Origin of the sequence: Actinoallomurus purpureus (genome assembly GCF_024055795.1) — a bacterium.
In the GTDB taxonomy this organism is placed as follows: domain Bacteria; phylum Actinomycetota; class Actinomycetes; order Streptosporangiales; family Streptosporangiaceae; genus Actinoallomurus; species Actinoallomurus purpureus.
Genome location: NZ_JAMXMY010000010.1, coordinates 295323 through 315999, shown reverse-complemented (window position 1 = coordinate 315999; position 20677 = coordinate 295323). Strand labels below are relative to the sequence as shown.

Sequence of the window (20677 nt, the reverse complement as noted above, 5' to 3'; positions counted from 1 at the left end):
CACGTACTCGGGGCGGATTACGGGACGCTTTCCCGTCCGGGACGCCTGCCCTCGTTCTGCGCTTTCTCGTCACACGGGAATTTTCCCGTTTGACGAGAAAGCGCAGAACGAAGACCCTCGCCCGCTAGCGACACTCAGGTGTTGCGTCCCAGCTGACCTGACGTAGTCCCGTCCTTCTTGGCGTATTCGTCGGTTGTCCCGCCCTGGTTGACGCATGATCGCTACAGTTGCGATCTCTTCTGGGCGCCGCCTATCTCTGCGCGCCACCCGATCACTGCGGCCGACGCGGCGAGGTCAGGACAGCCGCTCGTCGGCGGCGCTGCGGTGCGGGATCTTCTCGGCGGGGACGGTGCCCATGCGGCCCGCCTGGAAGTCCTCGAAGGCCTCGGTGATCTCCTGACGGGTGTTCATCACGAACGGGCCGTACCGCGCGATCGGCTCGCGGATCGGCAGGCCGCCCAGGACGAGGATCTCCCAGCCATTACTGCTCGCGAGGGGCTGCGAGTCGGCCGCCGTCACGGTCAGCGCGTCGCCCTTGCCGAAGACGGCCAGCTGGCCCTCGTCCACCGGACGCCCGTCCGGGCCCGCCTGGCCGCGTCCCGACAGGGCGTACACCAGCGCGTTGAAGTCCCGCGGCCACGGCAGGGTCAGCCGGGCGCCGGGTGCGACGGTCGCGTGCAGGTAGGTGATCGGGGTGTACGTGACGCCCGGCCCCTGGTGCCCGGCCAGCTCGCCGGCGATGACCCGGACGACGGATGAGCCGTCGTCGCTGGTCAGCAGGGCCACGTCACGCGACCCGATGTCCTGGTAGCGCGGCGGCACGCGCTTCTGGGCGCGCGGCAGGTTCACCCACAGCTGCACGCCGTGGAAGAGGCCGCCCTTGGCGACCAGTTCGGGCGTGGGCTGCTCGATGTGCTGGATCCCCGCACCCGCGGTCATCCACTGGGTGGCGCCGTCGGTGATGAGCCCGCCGCCGCCGGTGGTGTCCTGGTGCTGGAAGGCACCGTCGATGATGTACGTCACGGTCTCGAATCCGCGGTGCGGGTGCCAGGGTGTGCCCTTGGCCTCGCCCGGGCCGTAATCCACGGCTCCCATGTGGTCCAGCAGGAGGAAGGGGTCGGCGAGCGACAGGTCGATGCCGGGGAACGGCCGGCGGACCTGGAAGCCCTCCCCTTCGAGGTGCTTCGAGGCGGTGACGATCTTGGTAACCGGTCGCCAGGCGGTCTCCTGCTCCGGGAGACGGGGCAGCCGGGTCAGGGTCAGCGGATCGGCGGTCACGGCAGGCATCGGAACCTCCTTGGTGGATACGACCCCTGCAACGTGATTGAAGATTAAACTATTCCGCCGCACCCATGCACCGGCACGTCGAAGGGCTGCTCGCCACCGTAAGGGATTCTTGTTGAAAATTCAATCACTCTGTATGATGGAGGCATGAGCGAACCGCGCTGGCTCGATGCCGCACAACAACGCGACTGGCGCGCCTACATCGAAGGCAGCGTCCGGCTGGCCGACCTCCTCGACCGGGACCTGAAGGCCAAGCACGGGCTGGCCACCGCCGAGTACGAGATCCTCGTGCGATTGTCCGAGGCCCCCGACCGGCGGCTGCGCATGGCCGAGCTGGCGGAGTACGCGAGCCAGTCGCGGAGCCGTCTCTCCCACACCGTCGCCCGCCTGGAGTGCAAGGGCTTCGTGGCGCGCGGCACCTGCGGCGCCGACAAGCGCGGGGTCAACGCCGAGCTCACCGAGAAGGGGTTCGCCTTCCTGGAGCAGGCCGCGCGTGATCACGTCGCCACCGTACGCGAGTTCTTCGTCGACGTGATCGACCCCGAGGACCTCGAGGCCATCGGCCGGGCGTTCAGCGCCGTCGCCGAGCAGGTCGGCAAGGTGCGCTAGTCCCCGGCTGCTCATGTGTTCAGCCCGGTGCAGAAGCCGAGCGAGAACAGCGTCATGAAGGTCCAGCCGCACATGAGCCCGACGCCGTACAGCCGCGTGAAGCCGGTCATCTTCCAGGCCAGGAAGCCACCGAGACCGAACGCCAGCAGGAGCAGCGCCAGGGCCTGGGACAGCAGGCTGAAATTCTTGCCGCCCATGACGTTCATCTCGAAGGCGGAGTACATCATGATCGAGTCGACGAGGATGAACGTGCCGAGCCCGCTGCCGACGGCGGTTATCTCGCGCATACCGAGGGGCGGCCGCCGCTTGTCGCTTGTTTCCGTCATGATCGGTCCTCGCGGATGATCGGCCCTCCCGGCCGTAGCGGCAGCCTAATTCGCTCGTCGATTTCGGACGAAGCATCGGCCACCGCATGTAATCCTTCCGTTATGGAACGCCTGACCCTGGCCGCCGCCGTTCTGGGTGGTGCGGCCCTCACTCTTTCGGCCTGCGGCGGAGGATCGTCGGACGCGGCCCGCCCACCGGCCGCGCCGGTGACGTCGCCGGCCTCGATGACCCAGGGGGCCGCCACCCCGACGTCCTCCCCGTCCGCGACCGCGGCTTCGACGCCGGCGAAACCGCAGGCCTTCACCGCGAAGATCACGAAGATCCCGTCGCGCGCGACGGTGAAGTACTCCTGGCACTCCGGGTGCCCGGTCGGGATCGACGGTCTCCGGCTGATCCGGATGACGTACTGGGGCATGGACCACAAGCCGCACCAGGGCGAATTGATCGTCAACGCCGGCGTGGCCACGAAGATCGTGAGCGTCTTCCACAAGCTGTACGACGCCCGCTACCCGATCCGGCGCATGGAGCTCGTCGACAAGTACAAGGGCAGCGACTTCCAGTCGATCGAGGCCGACAACACCTCGGCGTTCAACTGCCGTAACGCGACGGGTTCGAGCAACTGGTCACAGCACGCGTACGGACTCGCCGTCGACGTCAACACGTGCGAAAACCCCTACGTCCACGCGAACGGCCACATCGAGCATCCACGCTGCGTGAAGTACGGCAACCGCAAGCGCATGGATCCCGGCGTGATCCACGCCGGCGACAAGGTCGTCCGGGCCTTCCGTTCGATCGGCTGGGGCTGGGGCGGCACCTGGGGCGGGCCCTGGGACTTCCAGCACTTCTCGGCGAACGGCCGCTGACCCGCGCGTGGTCGCGTGTCAGGGACGCTGTCGTCAGACGACGAGCAGCGCGACCACCACGATGAGCACCAGCAGGACGACCCCGCCACCGACGATCAGCCCGGTGTTCGGGCCGGACGACGCGGACTCTCCCCGGTTGGCGAACGCCCGGAACTGCTGGGTGTTGCCCGCGGGATCCTGTTCGTTTTTCGGCATGCTCGTGACCATAGTGGAGGTACAACGAGGTCATCGAACTTTTGCGACATCCGCGGGGACGAGGCGCCGCAAGGGTGGACAGAAGGGCCGGAGCGTCGCTTTTAAAGCCTGGAAACGTCACATAACGTGACAGGCATGGGCGGATCGGAATTGCGCGCCGAAACGGCGCGCGGCGCGGCGTACGACGCCCCTTCCGGCACCCTGCTCCTCCGGCTGCTCGACGAGCTCGGCCCGGGCAACCAGTACCTCATCGTGGACCGGCTCGCCGAGCACTACATGCAGGTCTACCGCGAGATCGACGGGACGTTCGCCCTGGAGTACCGCGAGGGCGCGGCGGACCGTCACTTCGAGGCCGTCGCCGTCGACCTGTGGCAGGTCCATGAGGTCCTCACCGCCTGGGCGGCCGACGCCCCGGGATGGCGGGAGGCGTTCGACTGGCGGCACTGGCCACCGGAGGGATGACACCCCGTCGTCGATCACCGGAACGGGTTGGCCGCCCGTCGACTCGGCGGCGCCCGCGCGATTACAAATCGGTCGCGGTCACCGCGCCGGTCCGCTTACCGTTCGACCATGGCGCTCCTCGTCTCGGTCAACATCGGAAGGCCACGGTCGAACCCCTGGAAGGACACGGGGACCACGGGCATCGACAAACGCCCCGTCGACGGACCGGTCGCGGTCACGGCGCCGGGCCCCAAGGGCACCGGCGCCGTCGGCCTCGCCGGAGATCGTGTGTATGACGTCAAGCACCACGGCGGCGACGACCAGGCGGTCTACGCCTACGCGCGCGAGGACCTGGACCGCTGGGCGGCGGAACTCGGGCGCGAGCTCCCCGACGGCGCCTTCGGCGAGAACCTCACCACGTCCGGCCTCGACGTGAACGGCGCGTTGATCGGCGAGCGCTGGCGCGTCGGTGAGCAGGTCGTGCTCGAGGTCTCGTGCCCGCGCATCCCCTGCTCCACCTTCCAGGGCTGGATAGGGGACCAGGGCTGGACCAAGCGCTTCATCCGGTCCGCCGTGCCCGGTGCGTACCTTCGGGTGATCGAGCCGGGCGAGATCCAGGCCGGGGACCGGATCACGGTCGAGCACCGGCCGGCGCACGATGTGACGGTCGCGCTGACCTTCCGCGCCCTCACGTCCGAACCCGACCTGCTCCCGAGGCTGGCGGCGGCCGCCGCCCTGCCGGAGGAGACGAAGCAGCGCGTGAGCCGGCGCACGGGCCGGCCCTGACCCTGTCCACACCCTGTGCACCGCGACGCACAACCGGATGCGACCGCCGTCCACGCCTGTGCATCGCGACGCGCGCACCGGCTCGCCGACCGCGGCCGCCGTCCACAGCCTGGGGACACGCGTCCCGCGCGCGTGGCCCCGTCCGGCCCGCTATGGTGGTCATCGCCTGGAGGGTTCGCATAGTGGACGAGTGCAGGCGCCTTGAAAGCGCCCAGGGCTGGGGACAGTCCTCGTGGGTTCGAATCCCACACCCTCCGCCGACCGAAAGGGCCGCCGCCCGTAAGGGGCGACGGCCTTTCGCGTTCTCGCGGCGACCTCAGCGGGGCCAGGCGAAGCCGTCGCCGACCGTCGCGGCCAGGACCAGGTAGGCGTCCTGGGTGGCGGCGGACAGCTGCTCCAGCTCCACCTCGGCGCCCTCCTCCAGGTGCGGGTCGTACGGGATGCGGACGACCGCGCGGCAGCGGCTCTCGAAGTGGCCCTGCAGGCGGTCGAGGTCGACCGTGCTCCTGCTCCGGGACCGCACCATCGACAGCACGACGACCCCGTTTCGGACCAGCTCGCCGTAGTGGTGCGCCTCCAGCCAGTCGAGCGTCGCCGAGGCCGACCGGGCGCCGTCCACCGACGGGGAGCTGACCAGCACGAGCTGGTTGGCCAGGCCGAGGACGCCCGCCATCGCCGAGTGCAGCAGTCCGGTGCCACAGTCGGTGAGGCAGATGGAGTAGAAGTGCTCCAGGACGTGGGAGACCGTGCGGTAGTCCTGCTCGCTGAACGCCTCGGACACCGCCGGGTCTCGGTCGGAGGCGAGCACCTCCAACCGGGAGGAGGCCTGAGAGGTGTAGGCCCGCACGTCGGCGTACCGCTGGATCTGCTCGTGCTCGTTGAGCAGGTCGCGGACGGTCGTCGCGGTCTCCAGCCGGACCTTGTCCGACAGCGTGCCCCGGTCGGGGTTGGCGTCGACCGCGATCACCCGGTCGCCGCGCAGCGACGCGAGCGTGGCGCCCAGGCCGACCGTCGTGGTGGTCTTCCCGACGCCGCCCTTGAGGCTCATCACCGCGACCCGATGGTGGCCGCCGGCCACCGGGGTGCGGGCACGGGCCAGCAGCTCGCGGCGGCGCAGCTCGGCCGGGGACTCGCCGGGGTGGATGGTCCCACCGGACGCCTTGTACAGGGCGCGGCGCCAGCCGTTGGCGGGCGCCTGCCGACGGCCGCGCAGCAGCGTGTCGGCGCTGAGGCTGTCGGCCGTCTGCGCACCGCTCTGCGGCTGGCCGTACGCCTCCGGCAGCGGCGCGAAGGGCGGCCCCTCGTCGGGCTGCTGGACGTACGCGGGCGCCTCCGGCTGCCGACCGTAGGCGAACGCCTCGGGCTGACGGCCGTACGGCGGCGCCTCGGGCTGCGGCGGGAAGCCCGGGGCCTCCGGCTGCCGGCCGTACGGAGCGGCCTCGGGCTGCCGGCCGTACGGCGGTGGGGCGTAGGACTGCCCCGGGTGGTCGGTGGGCGGCGGGCCGGGGAAACGCGGCTCCTGCTGCTCGGGACCCGGCGGCCGACCGGGGTACTGGGCCGCGTAGTCGGGTGCTCCGGGGTACTGCGGCCCGTAGTCCGGATAGGGCTGCCCCTGCTCCGCTCCAGGGACCGGGTAACCGGTCGGCGGCGGCGAATACTGCGGTGGGCCGCCGAACGCCGGAGCGGAGTACTGCGGATAACCGGGGTAGCCCCCGTCGCCGTACATCTCGAACCCGTCGGCCTGGGTGGCCTCGGCGGCGGGGCGCTGCTGCTCCACCAGCTGCGTGCGCTCGGCGTCGGCGACGCCTTGATCGTCCTCCGGCTCGGCCGGCGGGGACGGCTGCTGCACGTCGTACGGCGCGGAGCCGTCGTCCGGATCGGCGGGGCCCGCGTCGTACGGCTGCGCGGAACCCTCGCCAGGGTGCTGCGCGCCGCCCCGCTGGTCGGGCGCCCCGGTGTCCTGCGCGTCCTGCGCGGAGACGGGGCCGAAACCCTGCGTCGGGAACGGCGCGAAGGCGGGGCCGTACTCCGCGGCCGGCGCGCTCGGGTACTGCGGGGGCGCGCCGAAGTCCGGCGGCGGAGGGTACCCCGGGGCCCCGAAGCCGTACGGCGGCTGCCCCTCACCGGACGGCTGCGCCGACGGATCGGGGGACGACGCCGGGAACGTCGGCGCCGGAGGGGTGTTCGTCCAGGGATTGGCCGGGGCCGGATCCTCCTCCGCCGCGTCGTCCCGCGGCTCGGCGGACTCGCTGTTCATGGCATCAAGAGACGCGAGCTGTTCCTCAAGGGAACGGCCCGTTTTATCCTGATCGTTCTTGGCCACCAGGTCCCCCTCGCGGACGCGCAGTGGATGAATCAACACGATATGTTCATCCGCAGCCTAAGCCACCACAGGCCTTGACCAATACCGTGTCGCTTGAGCATCCCCGGGTACCGTCAAACCCATGCATGCCATCGTCATCGAAAAACCGGGCGACCCCGACGTATTGCGCTGGACCGAGGTCCCGGACCCCGTCGCCGGCCATGACGAGGTGGTGCTCGACGTCGTTGCGGCGGGAGTCAACCGCGCCGATCTCATGCAACGGCGTGGATTCTATCCGCCGCCGGAAGGGGCACCGGAGTATCCGGGCCTCGAGGCGTCCGGGCGCGTCGCCGCGGTCGGTGCCGGCGTCACCGGGTGGAAGGTGGGCGACGAGGCCTGCGCGCTCCTCAGCGGGGGCGGCTACGCCACCCGCGTCGCCGTGCCCGCGGGCCAGCTCCTGCCGGTCCCGCGCGGCCTGAGCCTGGTCGAGGCCGCCGCGCTGCCCGAGATCGCCTGCACCGTGTGGTCCAACGTGTTCATGCTGGCCCGGCTCCGTCCCGGCGAGTCGTTCCTCGTGCACGGCGGCGCCGGCGGGATCGGGACGATGGCGATCCAGCTCGCCAAGGCGCACGGGGCGCGGGTGCTGTGCACGGCCGGCAGCGCGGAGAAACTGGAGCAGTGCCGGCGGCTCGGCGCGGACGTCGCCATCAACTACCGCACGGAGGACTTCGTCCAGGCGGCCCGGCCCGTCGACGTGATCCTGGACAACATCGGCGCCGAGTACCTCCCCCGCAACATCGAGGCCCTGGGCACCGGCGGCCGGCTCGTCGTCATCGGACTGCAGGGCGGCCGGGTAGGAGAGCTCGATCTCGGCACGCTCCTGACGAAACGGGCGGCGGTCCACGCAACCTCACTGCGCGCCCAGCCGTTGGAGGAGAAGGCCCAGATCGTCGCCGCGGTCCGCGAGCACGTGTGGCCGCTGGTCGAGTCCGGCGCCGTACGCCCCGTCGTGGACCGTACGCTGCCCATGGCGGAGGCCGCCGAGGCGCATCGCGTGATGGAGGACGGCGGGCACGTCGGAAAGATCGTTCTAACGGTGTGAGACTGGGAATCTATGAACAATCCACTGAGCAGCGAAGACCCGCAGATCGTCGTCGTCGGCCCGGACGGCCTGCCCCTCGGGGCCGGGGAGACCACGGGCGAGGGCGAGTCGGAGGAACGACCGATCACCGAGATGGTCGAACAGCCCGCCAAGGTCATGCGCATCGGCAGCATGATCCGGCAGCTCCTGGAGGAGGTGCGCGCCGCGCCGCTCGACGAGGCCAGCCGGGCCCGCCTGGCGGAGATCCACCAGCGTTCGATCAAGGAGCTCGAGGACGGCCTCGCCCCTGAGCTGATCGCGGAGCTGGAGCGGATCTCCCTCCCGTTCACCGACAACGGCGTCACCCCGAGCGAGGCCGAGCTCCGCGTCGCCCAGGCGCAGCTCGTCGGCTGGCTCGAAGGGCTGTTCCACGGCATACAGACCACGCTGTTCGCCCAGCAGATGGCCGCCCGCGCCCAGCTGGAGCAGATGCGGCGGGCCCTTCCTCCGGGCGTCATCCCGCAGCAGGACGAGTCGGACAACGGCCGCTCCTCCGGCCCGTACCTCTGACCGGCCCGGTCCGTACGCCCACGACGGGGACCGGCGAGAAGCCGGTCCCCGTCGGCCGCCGGTGGCGTCTGCCACGCTGTGCCACCACCCGCCGTCCTTCTTCACCCAGTGACGCGGGCCTGGTCCTCCGGGAAGAGCTCCTCGATCATCCGGGCGACGCCGTCCTCGTCGTTGGCGGCCACCTTGTGGTCGACGGCGGCCAGCACCTCCGGGTGCGCGTTCGCGACGGCGTACGCCCGGCCCGCCCAGTTCAGCATCGGCAGGTCGTTCGGCATGTCGCCGAAGGCGACGACGTCGGCCGCGTCGACGCCGTGGCGCGTGCACAGCTCGGCGAGCGTGCTGGCCTTCGACACCCCGAGCGCACTGATCTCGATCAGCCGGTCGCCGTTGGAGTGGGTGGGCAGAACGACGCCGCCGACCAGCTTCACCGCCTCGGCGAGCAGCGCGTCGGCCGCCAGCTCCGGATGCCGGGCGAGCAGCTTGGCCGCGGGCCGCGCCACCAGCTCGTCGATCGGGACGGGGGTCCGCGGCGTACGGGAGTCCCAGTAGGACAGCGGGAAGCCGTCGGCGTAGGCGAGACCGTCGCCGTTCTCCACCGCGAAGCCGAGCCCCGGCAGTGCCTCGCCGAGCACCTCTACGGCCGTACGGAGCGCGTCGACCGGGATGAGGTGCGTGTCGACGACCTGCTCCGTGTGCAGGTCGTACACGATCGCGCCGTTCGCGCAGATCGCCAGCCCACGGTGCGCGACCGCGTCGGCGACGGGCCGCATCCAGCGCGGCGGGCGGCCCGTCACCAGCACGAGCACGGCACCCGCCCGCTCGACGCGGGCGAACGCCGCCACGGTGCGCTCGGACACCGTATGGTCACTGCGAACGACGGTGCCGTCCAGGTCCGTGGCGACCACCCGCGGACGGGTCATCGCGCCACGGGCTCGAGCACCTCACGGCCGAGGTACTTGCGCAACGCCTGCGGGACACGCACCGAACCATCGGCCTGCTGGTGGTTCTCCAGGATCGCGACGATCCACCGCGTCGTGGCCAGCGTGCCGTTCAGCGTCGCCACCGGACGGGTCCGGCCATCGTCGTCGCGGAAGCGGACGGACAGCCGGCGCGCCTGGAACTCCGTGCAGTTGGAGGTCGAGGTCAGCTCACGGTAACGGCTCTGCGTCGGCACCCAGGCCTCGCAGTCGTACTTGCGGGCGGCGCTCGTGCCCAGGTCGCCCGCCGCGACGTCGATCACGCGGTAGGGCAGCTCGACCTTGGCGAGCATCTCCTTCTCCCAGTTCAGCAGGCGAAGGTGCTCCTCATGCGCGTCCTCCGGATCGCAGTAGGAGAACATCTCCACCTTGTCGAACTGGTGCACCCGGATGATGCCGCGCGTGTCCTTGCCGTACGAGCCGGCCTCCCGCCGGAAACAGGACGACCAGCCGACGTAGCGCCGGGGCAGGGCATTGACGATCTCGTCGCGGTGGTACGCGGCCATCGGCACCTCGGAGGTGCCCACGAGGTACAGGTCGTCCTCGGGCAGGTGGTAGACCTCCGAGGCGTGCGCGCCGAGGAACCCGGTGCCCTCCATGGCCTCCGGCTTCACCAGGACCGGCGGGATCATCGGGATGAACCCGGCCTCGATCGCCTGCTCCATCGCGAGGTTGAGCAGCGCCATCTGCAGCTGCGCGCCGACCCCGGTCAGGAAGAAGAACCGGGCGCCCGACACCTTCGCCCCGCGCTCCATGTCGATGGCGCCGAGCCGCTCGCCGAGCTCCAGGTGGTCCTTCGGCTCGAAGTCGAACGCAGGCGGCGTGCCGACCGTCTCCAGGACGACGTAGTCCTCCTCGCCGCCGGCGGGCGCGCCCTCCTCCACGATGTTCGGCACGGTTCGAAGGACGGTCTGCAGCTCCTGGTCGAGCCGCTGCGCCTCGGCGTCGGCCTCCTTGACCTGCTGGGCGAGCTCCTTGGCCCGGGCGAGCAGCTTCTGACGCTCCTCACCCTGCGCCTTCGACACCGACTTGCCGAAACTCTTCTGCTCCGCGCGCAGCGACTCGAAGGCGTTCAGCGCGGAACGGCGCCGCTCGTCCAGATCGAGCAGCGCATCGACGACGGCCTCGTCCTCGCCCCGGGCGCGCTGGCTCGCGCGCAGCCGGTCGGGATCGTTTCGAAGGGCTCGCAGGTCAATCACAGAGACGAGGCTACCGCCCGGCCCGCCCCGCACCGACCCAATAACCGATCATCCCGGAGCCGATGCCGAAGGTGGCCGCGCGACGGGCGGTGAGGCGACGATGTCGTCGGCGATGCGCCGTCCGTTCACCGGCCGGTGCGGCGCGGATGGGAGAGTCACGGGCATGGACGACGACCTCTCCTTCGCACTGTTCCTTGCGGACCGGGCGGACACGATCACGATGAGCCGGTTCCGGCACGCCGACCTCGACGTACGGACCAAGCCGGACCGGTCGGCGGTGACGGAGGCGGACCTCGCGACCGAGCGCGCGCTGCGATCGCTCATCGCCGAGCACCGGCCGGGCGACGGCATCGTCGGTGAGGAGTTCGACGAGACGCCGGGGGAAGGTCGCCGATGGATCCTCGACCCCGTCGACCACACGGACAACTACACGCGGGGCATCGAGGTCTTCGCGACCCTGATCGCGCTGGAGGAACAGGGGCGGATCACCGTCGGCGTGGTGTCGGCTCCCGCCATGGGCCGCCGCTGGTGGGCGTCGCGCGGTCAGGGCGCCCACACCAGCGGGCCGCCCTGGAACGGCGCCGACGGTGCGCAGTCCGCGAGGCGCATGCGCGTGTCGGACGTCGACGACCTCGCCGACGTCCACCTCTCGTACGCCGCGCTGGACCACTGGGAGCGGCGTGGTCTCGTGCCCGGGCTCATCCAGCTGTCGAAGGCCGCGCGCTATGAGTTCGCCTCGGCCTGCTTCTGGGGCCAGATGCTGGTCGCCGAGGGCCGCTGCGACGTCAGCCTCAACCCCCGGGCCAAGATCTGGGACAACGCCCCGATCCAGGTGATCGTCGAGGAGGCCGGCGGACGGTTCAGCGACCTGGCGGGCGAGCCCCGCATCGACCGGAACTGCGCCGTCGTCACCAACGGACTCCTGCACGACGAGGTGCTGGCGCTGCTCTCCCGCCCGCCGGACGAAACCCTCGGTGAAGGCGACGGCAGGAGCGCCGTTTAGGCGAATCGTTCGGCTTCGGGGCTGCGTTCACCGAGCATCCTGCCCGGTTTTCCCGCTCGATCGAACGAATTGATCATGCACTCGCCGCCGGTGGATGATGCGTGGGCCACGACGACATCTCATCGGAGGAACACCGCATGCGCAGATCGCTGGCGATCGTCGCCGGCCTGGCGATGGCCGCGCTCGCCGTACCCGGCACTGCCCACGCCGCATCGATCCGGACACAGTTCACCGAGTTCGGCGTCACCCCGTTGCAGTCGGACATCGACCACCCGCGGACGTACCAGGGACGCCTGGTCTACAAGGACGCTGGCGGCACCGAGCACGGGCTCGCCGGGGCCACCGTGTCGCTACAGGAGGAGAACCGCCTCACCTGGGTCCCGCTCGGCACGACGACGACCGACGGTGACGGTCGTTTCTCCGGATCGGTGAACTACGCCCACGTCGGGTCGCTGGTCATGCGGTACGAGCCGCCGTCCGGATCGAACTACTACTACGCGACGTCGAATGACGTCCAGGTCTACCCCATTCAGGTCGCCAGCCGGATCTCGATGAGTCTCGCGCCGAAGCCGCAGTTCATCGGCGACAAGGTCACCGTCTCCGGTGTCGTCGAGCGAGTACGGCCGGACGGCTCGTGGGTCGTCGTGCCGAGTCAGCCGGTGCGGGTGTTCTATGTCCCGAGCGACACGCAGTCTCCCGAGCCGATCGCCACCACGCACTCCACGTCCGATGGGACGTACCAGATTCCGGTCGCCATTCCCGGATCCAACGGACGCATCCTGGTCGACGACTACGACGGCGGGACCGGCCCCTACCGGACCGCCCAAGCCTCGAGCGCCCCCCTGTTCCTCTCCTACTACCGGACCCGGATCGTCGGGTTCGACGCCGGGCCGGAGCCGGTGAAGAAGGGGAGGACGCTGACGGTCCGCGGCACCCTGCAGTGGTACGCGAAGACGAAGACCTGGCGCCCGTTGAAGGGGGTCAGTGTGGCCGTCTACTTCAAAAAGTCCGGTTCGACGGCCATGACCAAGATGGCGACGGTGACCTCCGACCGATACGGGCGGTGGCAGAAGAAGTTCAAGGCCGCCAGGGACGGCACCTGGTACGCCACGGCCCTGCGCAAGGACCCGTACCTGCCGATCGCCACCAGCGGCGACTACGTCGACGTCAGGTAGGACGGATCACGGCGGTGGCCCCGGGCAGGGCCCGGGGTCACAGGTCGTGGCCGGAGCGGATGGCGTGCAGCCAGGCGGACGCCTCGGCGAAGTCGCTGTCGTGGGTGCCACGGCGGATCTCGGTGCGCCCGTGGTCGGCTCGTGGGTAGCTGCCGAGGAAGCGCACGTCGGAGCAGATGCGGCGCAGGCCGATGAGCGCCTCGCCGACCCGTGCGTCCGCGACGTGGCCCTCACAGTCGATCCAGAAGCGGTAGCGGCCGAAGCCGTCACCGGTCGGCCGGGACTGGATGAGCGTCAGGTTGACGCCGCGCACCGCGAACTCCGTCAGGAACTCCAGCAGCGCTCCCGGATGATCGTCGGTGAGGTAGGCCATCAGCGACGTGCGGTCGAAGCCGGTGGGGGCGGCGGGCGGGCCGGGCGGCCGGACGAGGACGAACCGCGTGACCGCGCCGGGGCGGTCGGCGATGCTCCGCGCGGCGGCCACCAGGCCGTACCGCTCACCGGCGATGGGCGCGGCGATCGCGGCGTCGTAGCCCGAGGTCGGGTCGGCGACCGCCATGGCGGCACCGGCGGTGGACGTCCCGGTCGCCACCTGGGCATGCGGGAGCGTACGGGCGATCCAGCGACGGCACTGCGCGTGCGCGTGCGGGTGGGTGCAGATGTTCTTGATGTCCTCCATCGCGGTGCCCGGCCGGACGAGCAGCTCGAACTCGACGGGAAGGAGGACCTCGCCGGTGATGAGCAGCACGTCGCCGTCGGCGAGCTCGTCGACGGTCGTGGTCACGGGGCCTTCGACGGAGTTCTCCAGGGGCACCATCGCGGCGGCCGCGTCGCCGCGGCGGACCGCGTCGAGGGCCATCGGCACCGTGGAGAACGGCTCGCGGATGCCCTGCCGGGCCTCGGGAAGAGTGAGGAGGGCGGCTTCGGTGAAAGTGCCCTCAGGGCCGAAGTAGGCGAACCGTTCGGGCCGGTCGGCCGGTGCCGCCTCGTCTCGCGGGCTGTCGTCGATCACGGAGTCCCCTCATGCCACTGCTGTACAGGTCCGGCGTCATCCCAGGTTAAGGCTGGTCTCGGCCTGGAACGCACCGTGGGCCCGGGTCACGTGGACATGGGGGATCGCCCGTTCACGCCGATGTCGCGCCCGTCGTCGAGCCGGATCTGCGGCCCCTGACCGAGCTTGGCCGCGCGCACGACCTGGTCCTCTTCTGGAGAGAGCAACTGGAGGCTGCGGCCACTCTGAACGATCTTGGCATAGGTGCGGGTCTCGGTGCGCCCGTTGATGGAAGTGAGCACGATCCCGTCACCGCCGGAGTTGAGCAGGGCCAGCGAGAAGGACAGGCCGCCGGACTCCTCCCGGAGCGCGTCGTAGTGGACGATCGCGACGTCACGGATGGCACGGTTGTCGGCGACGCCCGCACTGACCTCCAGGCGGCGACGCATCATCTCGGCGCATTCCTCGACGGCCTGCGCGGCGCGGCGCCGGGCGGTCAGCCCGGTGTAGAGACCGAGTCCGCCAACGCCGACACCGGTCAGGGCGAGCGTGATGAGGATCACGGTCCGAGCGTACCCACCTGGGGCTCCTGACGCGACGTGTCCACGCGATCACGTTGAGATTCTCTTACCGGTGCCGCCCTCTCGGGCCGTCGGCGACGGAACACGAGGAGAAGCCCGACGGCCCCCAGGCCGTACGCGTCCTGGACGATGCGGCCGATCGCCCGCGGGCCGACGTGGTGGGCGAGCATGGTGATGCCCCACCACGGGATCGTGAGGACGTAGAACAGCCACACCCCGGCCGCGAGCGCCAGCGCGCGGCGGCCCCGGCCGGATCCGGCGAGCGCCCCGAGGACGACGACCAGCCAGGCGAGATGATGGATCCAGGAGACCGGCGATATGAGCACCGCCACCAGCCCGGTGATCGCGATGCCGCCGATCTCGTCGCCCTCCAGCGCGGTACGCCGCGCGGCGCGGAAGCCGAAGTAGGCGATCAGCCCGGCGCACGCGAGCCACAGCGCGGCCGTGATCGAGTCGGGCAGGTAGGTCCGCAGGAGCATGCCGCGGATCGACTGGTTCGTGGTGGCGGTGTTGGAACCGAGCCGTTCGCTGTCGAACAGGGCACGGAACCAGTAGTCGGCGGAGTCCACCGGCAGGACGAGGAACGTGCCGAGCGTTGCGATCGCGGCGCCGGCGACGGCCGTGCCCGCCTCCCGGCGGCGGCCGGTGACGAGGAAGTAGATGATGAAGACGCCCGGCACCAGCTTGATCGCGGTGGCCAGCCCGATGAGCAGGCCGCGGGGCCAGCGCGGCCGCCGCGCGGCGCAGTCCGCCACGCACATCGCCACGAGGAAGACGTCGACCTGCCCGAACCGGATCTGGTCCCGCAGCGGCATGGGGTACGCGCACAGCGCGACGATGACCCCGGTGAGCACCGGCGCCCAGGGACGGAACCTGTCGAGCAGGGGGCGGAAGGCGTAGCGCACCGTGATGGTCAGCGCGAGCAGGACCAGCGCGACCCACAGCCACTGGGCGACGGTCCACGGGACGAAGGCGAGCGGCACCGCCAGCAGCACGGCGAAGGGCGGGTAGGTGAACGGCAGCAGTTGCGGCGGCTGGGTCATGAAGTCGTAGACCGGTGCGCCGCGCAGGACCGCCTGCCCACCTGACCGGTAGACGTCCAGGTCGACCATCCGCTGGTCGGGCGGGTTGGTCAGCCAGTGCAGCGCGAGCGGCCCGACCGCGGCCACGACGATCGCGAGACCCGCGACGACCATCGCGATCTCGCGTTTCGTCCTTCGCTCAGCCATGGGTCCATCCTGTCCCACGTCGGGGGGTGCCATGGAACCGGACGAGGCCGGTGAGGGTGGCGCACACCGGCCACGAACCCAAGATCCGCAAACGCGAGTACACCGGCGAGCATGACGGACGCGGCATTAGCCTGGGGTCGTCCCAAGATTCCGGAGGTGATCGTGGCACGGCCACGAAAGGCGGAACGTCACCGTTTGAGCGCCGGGGCCGCCGCGCTGGTGGGGTTCACGGCCGCGTTGCTGGGCCTGCTGCCGGCCACCGCGACCGCCGCGCCGCAGACGGCGGAGCCCGCACCGGGCACCGCGATCGCCGCCCCCCTGACGTCGGCCTCGGGTGCGGCCTCCCCCACCTCGGCCCCCACCGCGGGCACGCCGACTGCGGGCACGGGCTCGAAGACGCGGGGACGGGTGCTGCTGATCGGGGTACCGGGGCTGCGCTGGGACGACATCCGCCGGACCGGCACCCCGAACCTCTGGAACCTGACCGGCCAGGCCGCAGTCGGCTCGCTGTCGGTGAAGACGGTGGCCGGGCACACCTGCCCGATCGACGGCTGGCTGACGATCTCGGCCGGCCAGCGGGCACAGTTGCGCAATGGCGGCTGTGGCCTGCCGCCCGCGCCGACGACCGGCACCACCACGGTCCCGGGCTTCCCCGGCCTGCGCGAGGACAACGCGCACAATAAGTACGGCTCGAAGCTGGGCCTCCTCGGTGACGCGGTGCACCGCGCCGGGGGCTGCACGATGGCGATCGGTCCGGGCGCGGCGGTCGGCGTGGCGGACGGCACCGGTCGCGTGGACGGCTACGCCCCCTCGGTCGACAAGGCGCCGGCCGACGCGTGGTCGCGCTGCGCGCTCACGGTGGTCGACGTCGACGACGTCGTACGGGCCTCCGTCAACGCCGGGGTGGACGTGGACGGCCGGCAGGTCCGGGTCACCTCGAAGGACCGCGCCGCGGCGGCCTCGGCCGCCGACGCGCAGGTCGGCCGGATCCTCCGGTCGGCGCCCGCCGGCACGACCGTGCTGCTGGCCGGGCTGTCCGACAACACGCACACCTCACGCCTGCACGTCGCCATGGCCACCGGCCCGGGGTACGGCCCCCGCTACCTGACGGCGAACTCCACGCGTACGGGCGGCCTGGTGACGCTCACCGACGTGACGTCGACGATCCTGCACACCCTCGGCGTCGCCCAGCCGAAGGACGCGGTGGGCTCGCCGTGGCGCCTGGACGGGCGGAAGTCGGCGTCCGTGTCCCGCGTCGTACGCGCGCTGAAGGACAGGGACGCCGCCGCGCAGGCGTACGGCCGTTTCGTCTTCCCCTTCTACCTGGCGCTGATCGCGGTGCAGATCGCGCTGTACGCCTTCGCGACGGTCGCGCTGCGCCGCAAGGCGCACCGGCTGCTGGCGGCCACGAAGGTGGTGGCGCTGGCCGCGGGGGCGCTGCCCGTGGCGTCGTTCCTGGCGAACGCCGTCCCGTGGTGGGCGAGCGGGCAGCCGGCGCTGATGCTGACCGTGCTGATCCTCCTCGGCGTCGCGGTGATCACGGCCGCCGCGGCGGCCGGGCCGTGGCGCCGGTCCGTGACCGGGCCGGGCGCGGTCGTCGCCGGGGCCACCGCGCTGTTCCTGGCGCTGGACGTGATGACCGGGAACCACCTGCAGACCTGCAGCGTGCTCGGCTACACCCCGGTCGTCGCCGGCCGGTTCTACGGTTTCGGCAACACGACGTGGGCCCTGTGGATCACCGGGGTGATCATCGCGGCCGGTGCGCTGGCGGGCCGGTTGATCGCCCGCCGGGGCGACCGCCGCCTCGCCCCCGTCGCCTTGGTCGTCGGCGCGGGACTGGCCGCGCTGGTCGTCGACGGCGCGCCGATGTGGGGGGCCGACTTCGGCGGCCTGATCGCGACGTTCCCGGGGTTCGCGGTGTTCGCGTTCATGCTGAGCGGACGCCGGGCCCGGCCCACGCGGGTGATCGCGGTGCTGGCCGCCGGCGCCGTGCTCATCCTGGGCGTCTCCTTCCTCGACTCGCTCCGGGCGAACCCCACCCACATCGGGGAGTTCTGGAACAGCCTGACGAGCGGGGACGCCGGCACGGTGATCTTCCGGAAGTTCCGCGGCATGATCGGCACGTTCGGCAACTGGAAGCTGTCGGTGATCGCCGTGGCCGCCATCGGCTTCCTGTTCTTCGCCCTGCTCCGGCCGCTGGCCTGGCGCGCCGCCGCGCTGCACATGGCCTACGAGCGCGCCCCCGCGCTGCGGGCCACGCTCGCCTCCGTGCTCGTCACGTCGGTGGTCGGCATGCTCGTCAACGACTCCGGCGTTGCGATCCCCGCCATGGCGTTCACGATCGCGGTCCCGCTTGCGCTCGCGGCGAGTGTACGGGCGCTGGAACTCGGCGCGAGCGAACGGCCACCGCGACCAGAGCGATCAGAAGAGCCGTCAGCACACAAGGGGTGACCTGCGACCGCACACCGGTGACCAGCCAGTCGAGCGAGTGTGGGAGTCCGGCGAGACGCGGATCGCGGGCCGGCAGGTAGGCGAGGGCCAGCACGCTCGTACGGGCGAGGAGCAGACCGTCGATCCGTGACCACGGCACCATCGCGAGCATCGCCCAGCCGAGGCCGTCGTACCAGGGCAGGGCGTACGGCGCGGCGAACAGCCAGGCGATCGCCACCACCGCAGTGATCCGGAGCGCGTCCTCGCCGTCCGGGTCGCCGATCACGCCGATGTCGCGCACGCGCGGCCGGGGGGCGGCGCGCAGCAGCAGGACGGCCAGGACGACGGTCAGGGCGACGGCCGCGCGCTGGACGGCCGAGCGCGGCATCGTCAGGAGGAGCCCGCCCCCGGCCCCGGCGAACAGGTGCCAGGGCGTGGCCAGGGCGACCGCCCGTGACGCGCGGCCCAGCTGGTCGAACGAGTGCGGTCCGGCCATGAGATACGCCAGGCCGGTGACGAGCGCGGCCGAGGCGACCAGCGCCGCCAGTCGCACGGCCGCCGGGCCGGCGCCGGTCCGGGCCGCCGGCCGCGCGGGTCCGGCCGTCCGGCGGGCCTCCCACCAGTCGCGCAGCAGGATCCAGGCCGGTCCGGCTCCGACGATCGCCACGTTGATCTTCACTGCGGCGCCGGCCCCGATGAGGATTCCGGCGACGACGCAGCGGCCGAGCGTGCGGGCGTCCGCCTGGCGCGACCACGGCGGGTCGGGCAGCGCGAACACCACGAGCCCGGCCACGGCGAACGCGAGCGCGAGGACGTCGTTGTGCGCCCCGCCGACCATCGCGTAGAGCATCAGCGGGTTGGCCGACCACAGCAGCGCGGCGCGCAGCCGGCGGTCCCGGTCGCCGCGCGCCGCGTGGGACAGCAGCAGGCCGACGATCAGGAAGGCCATCACCTCGGTCACCGACATCGCGAAGACGGTGAGCCGGACCGAACGCCCTCCGATCAACGACGCGAAGGTCTGCTGCGCCGTGGCGATCGGGCCATAGAGCGTGGGGGCGGCCCGCCAGTCCTGCACCGCGCCGATCACCGGGTCGGCGGGCAGGTCGCGGGCCGCGGTGGCGTACGGGTCGTTACCGGTGACCGCCATCCGGCCGTACGCGGCGTAGTTGAGGTGATCCGCCGAGCCGATGGGCGGCATGAACATGAACGCGACCGCCGCGACGGCACCCGCGATCAGGAGGATCCGCGGCCGGATCCACCAACCGCGCCGGGACGCGTACAGGCACAGGCCGAGACCGAGCGCGGAGAGCCCGACGCCGGCGGCGGTGAGCGCGATGACGAGGTGTGGTGAGGGGTGCGCGACGAGGGAGAAGGGAGGCTGGCCGGGGGCTCCGGGCAGGGCGGGCTCCATCACCGAGGGGCCGAGCAGGGCGACGGTCAGGAAGCAGGCCAGGCCGAGCGCGGCGGCGGACAGCCCCGCGAAGCCCAGTCGATCAGCGCGTGGCACGGCGCAGCCGGGCCAGCCTGCGGGCCACGGCGGGCTCCCGGGCCGCGAGCGCCCGCCCGACGTCGCGGAACTGCCGGGCACGGTGCACCTGGGCCCGCCAGTCGGTGCCGGTGGCGCGGTGGGCGAGAGGGACCTCGACCTCGGTCACCTTGAAGCCCTGGCGCAGCAGGTCGATCGTGAGGCCGGTCTCGACCCCGAAGCCGGGGGCGAGCGGCAGGGCCGCCTCGAACGCCTCGCGCGTGAGGCAGCGCTGGCCGTTCAGCGGCTGCGTGGGGGCCCAGCCGGTCAGGCGCTGGACGCCCTCGCGGGACAGCCGGACGACGAAGCCGTGGCCGCCGAGCTTCACCCGCTCGGAGAACACGGCGATGGTCATGGCGGCGGCACCCGTCCGGACCGGCTCGATCAGCGGCCCCGCCTGCCGGGCCGTCTCGGCCAGGTCGGCGTCGAGGAACAGCAGGTGGCGGGGGACGTCGCCGTCCAGCAGCCGCACCGCGGCGGCACCCGTCTCCATCGCGGCGCCCTTGCCGCGGTTGCGCGAGTGTCGTACGACCTTCGCGCCCGCGCCCTCGGCCAGCCGTCCCGTCGCGTCGGTGGACCCGTCGTCCACGACGACGACGAGGTCGACGCCGGGCAGCGACGCCGCCGCCTCCACCGTCGCGGCGATCCGGTCCTGCTCATCCTTGGCCGCGATGATGACGGCCGTATCCGCCTGCATGAAGGCGATGGTAGTGGCGGTCAGGTGCCTTCGAGGGCCGGTAGGGCATCGTGCACGGAGAACACCGTGTCGAGACCCGTGACCTGAAGGATGCGGCGGACCGCCGGACGTGGTGACGCCAGCTCGAGCGAGCCGCCGTGTTCACGGAGTCGTTTCATGGCCGAGAGCAGGACGTTCATCCCGGTCGAGTCGCAGAACTCGACCCCGCTCAGGTCCACCACGACCCGGCCGGTTCCGTCGCGTACGAGCGAGGCCAGCTCGGCTTGCAATCTGGGTGCCGTATAGAGATCGACCTCGCCGTAGACGGATACGACGGCGTGACCCCCCTGAGATGCGGTCGAGACCTTTAGCTCCACGTGCCGCACACTAGCGCTCTCCGAGCGGGCGAACCAGAGCCGAGCGGGATTAGGGA

General features: G+C 71.5%; 21 protein-coding genes and 1 tRNA gene. 10 read left to right on the top strand and 12 right to left on the bottom strand.

Going from position 1 to position 20677, the window contains the following annotated elements:
* Positions 1 to 294 precede the first annotated feature (294 nt).
* Positions 295 to 1287: a pirin family protein gene (locus tag NE236_RS20885; RefSeq protein ID WP_252843715.1), complete on the bottom strand. Its 993-nt coding sequence runs from the start codon at positions 1285 to 1287 to the stop codon at positions 295 to 297.
* 144 nt (positions 1288 to 1431) lie between these two features.
* Between NE236_RS20885 and NE236_RS20880 the strand changes: the two genes are divergently transcribed.
* Positions 1432 to 1893: a MarR family winged helix-turn-helix transcriptional regulator gene (locus NE236_RS20880; protein ID WP_252843714.1), complete on the top strand. Its 462-nt coding sequence runs from the start codon at positions 1432 to 1434 to the stop codon at positions 1891 to 1893.
* 11 nt (positions 1894 to 1904) lie between these two features.
* On the opposite strand, the gene NE236_RS20875 is transcribed toward NE236_RS20880, so the two are convergent.
* The gene (locus NE236_RS20875) at positions 1905 to 2219 is read right to left on the bottom strand and encodes a hypothetical protein (RefSeq protein WP_252843713.1); all 315 of its coding nucleotides are present in this window, start codon (positions 2217 to 2219) and stop codon (positions 1905 to 1907) included.
* Positions 2220 to 2321: 102 nt separating this feature from the next.
* On the opposite strand from NE236_RS20875, the gene NE236_RS20870 reads away from it, so the two are divergent.
* Positions 2322 to 3083, top strand: a complete 762-nt coding sequence (locus NE236_RS20870) for a M15 family metallopeptidase (RefSeq protein WP_252843712.1) — start codon at positions 2322 to 2324, stop codon at positions 3081 to 3083.
* Between the two features lie 33 nt (positions 3084 to 3116).
* Here the strand turns inward: NE236_RS20870 and NE236_RS20865 are convergent, their stop codons facing one another.
* Positions 3117 to 3278, bottom strand: a complete 162-nt coding sequence (locus NE236_RS20865; RefSeq protein WP_252843711.1) for a hypothetical protein — start codon at positions 3276 to 3278, stop codon at positions 3117 to 3119.
* A gap of 135 nt (positions 3279 to 3413) precedes the next feature.
* Here NE236_RS20865 and NE236_RS20860 point away from each other — a divergent pair, with 135 nt between their 5' ends.
* From NE236_RS20860 to NE236_RS20850, 3 genes are all read left to right on the top strand, one after another.
* Complete coding sequence (locus NE236_RS20860; protein ID WP_252843710.1) at positions 3414 to 3740, top strand: hypothetical protein; 327 nt, start codon at positions 3414 to 3416, stop codon at positions 3738 to 3740.
* A 108-nt stretch (positions 3741 to 3848) separates the two neighbouring features.
* Positions 3849 to 4505 carry an MOSC domain-containing protein gene (locus tag NE236_RS20855; RefSeq protein WP_252843709.1) on the top strand — a complete coding sequence of 219 codons (657 nt, stop codon included), beginning with the start codon at positions 3849 to 3851 and terminating at the stop codon, positions 4503 to 4505.
* A gap of 168 nt (positions 4506 to 4673) precedes the next feature.
* A tRNA-Ser gene (locus NE236_RS20850) sits at positions 4674 to 4762 on the top strand.
* A 59-nt stretch (positions 4763 to 4821) separates the two neighbouring features.
* Here NE236_RS20850 and NE236_RS20845 read toward each other — a convergent pair.
* Positions 4822 to 6867 carry a MinD/ParA family ATP-binding protein gene (locus NE236_RS20845; protein ID WP_252843708.1) on the bottom strand — a complete coding sequence of 682 codons (2046 nt, stop codon included), beginning with the start codon at positions 6865 to 6867 and terminating at the stop codon, positions 4822 to 4824.
* Between the two features lie 82 nt (positions 6868 to 6949).
* Between NE236_RS20845 and NE236_RS20840 the strand changes: the two genes are divergently transcribed.
* Together NE236_RS20840 and NE236_RS20835 are read left to right on the top strand one after the other, a co-directional pair.
* Entirely contained in the window at positions 6950 to 7909 is a 960-nt protein-coding gene (locus tag NE236_RS20840) for an NAD(P)H-quinone oxidoreductase (RefSeq protein WP_252843707.1), read from the top strand.
* 12 nt (positions 7910 to 7921) lie between these two features.
* On the top strand, positions 7922 to 8458 hold the full coding sequence (locus NE236_RS20835) for a bacterial proteasome activator family protein (RefSeq protein WP_252843706.1): 537 nt from the start codon (positions 7922 to 7924) through the stop codon (positions 8456 to 8458).
* A gap of 101 nt (positions 8459 to 8559) precedes the next feature.
* Here the strand turns inward: NE236_RS20835 and NE236_RS20830 are convergent, their stop codons facing one another.
* A complete protein-coding gene (locus NE236_RS20830; RefSeq protein ID WP_252843705.1) occupies positions 8560 to 9378 on the bottom strand; it encodes an HAD family hydrolase in 819 nt (272 codons plus the stop codon).
* Positions 9375 to 10634: a serine--tRNA ligase gene (serS, locus tag NE236_RS20825; RefSeq protein ID WP_252843704.1), complete on the bottom strand. Its 1260-nt coding sequence runs from the start codon at positions 10632 to 10634 to the stop codon at positions 9375 to 9377. Before serS ends, NE236_RS20830 begins: the two co-directional genes overlap by 4 nt.
* A gap of 163 nt (positions 10635 to 10797) precedes the next feature.
* Here serS and NE236_RS20820 point away from each other — a divergent pair, with 163 nt between their 5' ends.
* Positions 10798 to 11637 (top strand): inositol monophosphatase family protein, encoded by an 840-nt coding sequence (locus NE236_RS20820; protein ID WP_252843703.1) that lies wholly within the window; start codon positions 10798 to 10800, stop codon positions 11635 to 11637.
* A gap of 137 nt (positions 11638 to 11774) precedes the next feature.
* The gene (locus NE236_RS20815) at positions 11775 to 12812 is read left to right on the top strand and encodes a hypothetical protein (RefSeq protein ID WP_252843702.1); all 1038 of its coding nucleotides are present in this window, start codon (positions 11775 to 11777) and stop codon (positions 12810 to 12812) included.
* 37 nt (positions 12813 to 12849) lie between these two features.
* Here the strand turns inward: NE236_RS20815 and pheA are convergent, their stop codons facing one another.
* From pheA to NE236_RS20800, 3 genes are all read right to left on the bottom strand, one after another.
* On the bottom strand, positions 12850 to 13824 hold the full coding sequence (gene pheA, locus NE236_RS20810) for a prephenate dehydratase (protein ID WP_252843701.1): 975 nt from the start codon (positions 13822 to 13824) through the stop codon (positions 12850 to 12852).
* 86 nt (positions 13825 to 13910) lie between these two features.
* Complete coding sequence (locus tag NE236_RS20805) at positions 13911 to 14366, bottom strand: DUF4446 family protein (RefSeq protein ID WP_252843700.1); 456 nt, start codon at positions 14364 to 14366, stop codon at positions 13911 to 13913.
* Positions 14363 to 15613 carry a glycosyltransferase 87 family protein gene (locus NE236_RS20800; RefSeq protein WP_252843699.1) on the bottom strand — a complete coding sequence of 417 codons (1251 nt, stop codon included), beginning with the start codon at positions 15611 to 15613 and terminating at the stop codon, positions 14363 to 14365. Before NE236_RS20800 ends, NE236_RS20805 begins: the two co-directional genes overlap by 4 nt.
* 195 nt (positions 15614 to 15808) lie before the next feature.
* On the opposite strand from NE236_RS20800, the gene NE236_RS20795 reads away from it, so the two are divergent.
* Positions 15809 to 18064: a hypothetical protein gene (locus tag NE236_RS20795; protein ID WP_252843698.1), complete on the top strand. Its 2256-nt coding sequence runs from the start codon at positions 15809 to 15811 to the stop codon at positions 18062 to 18064.
* Here NE236_RS20795 and NE236_RS20790 read toward each other — a convergent pair.
* From NE236_RS20790 to NE236_RS20780, 3 genes are read right to left on the bottom strand one after another with little or no spacing between them, the layout of a single operon-like run.
* Positions 17949 to 19550, bottom strand: coding sequence for an MptA/MptB family glycosyltransferase (locus NE236_RS20790; protein ID WP_252843697.1), 1602 nt, complete (start codon positions 19548 to 19550; stop codon positions 17949 to 17951). The two genes, NE236_RS20795 and NE236_RS20790, sit on opposite strands and share 116 nt — an antisense overlap.
* Positions 19537 to 20265, bottom strand: coding sequence for a glycosyltransferase family 2 protein (locus tag NE236_RS20785; RefSeq protein ID WP_252843696.1), 729 nt, complete (start codon positions 20263 to 20265; stop codon positions 19537 to 19539). The genes NE236_RS20790 and NE236_RS20785 overlap by 14 nt, the downstream gene beginning before the upstream one ends.
* A 20-nt stretch (positions 20266 to 20285) precedes the next feature.
* The gene (locus tag NE236_RS20780) at positions 20286 to 20621 is read right to left on the bottom strand and encodes an STAS domain-containing protein (RefSeq protein WP_252843695.1); all 336 of its coding nucleotides are present in this window, start codon (positions 20619 to 20621) and stop codon (positions 20286 to 20288) included.
* Between the last annotated feature and the right edge of the window lie 56 nt (positions 20622 to 20677).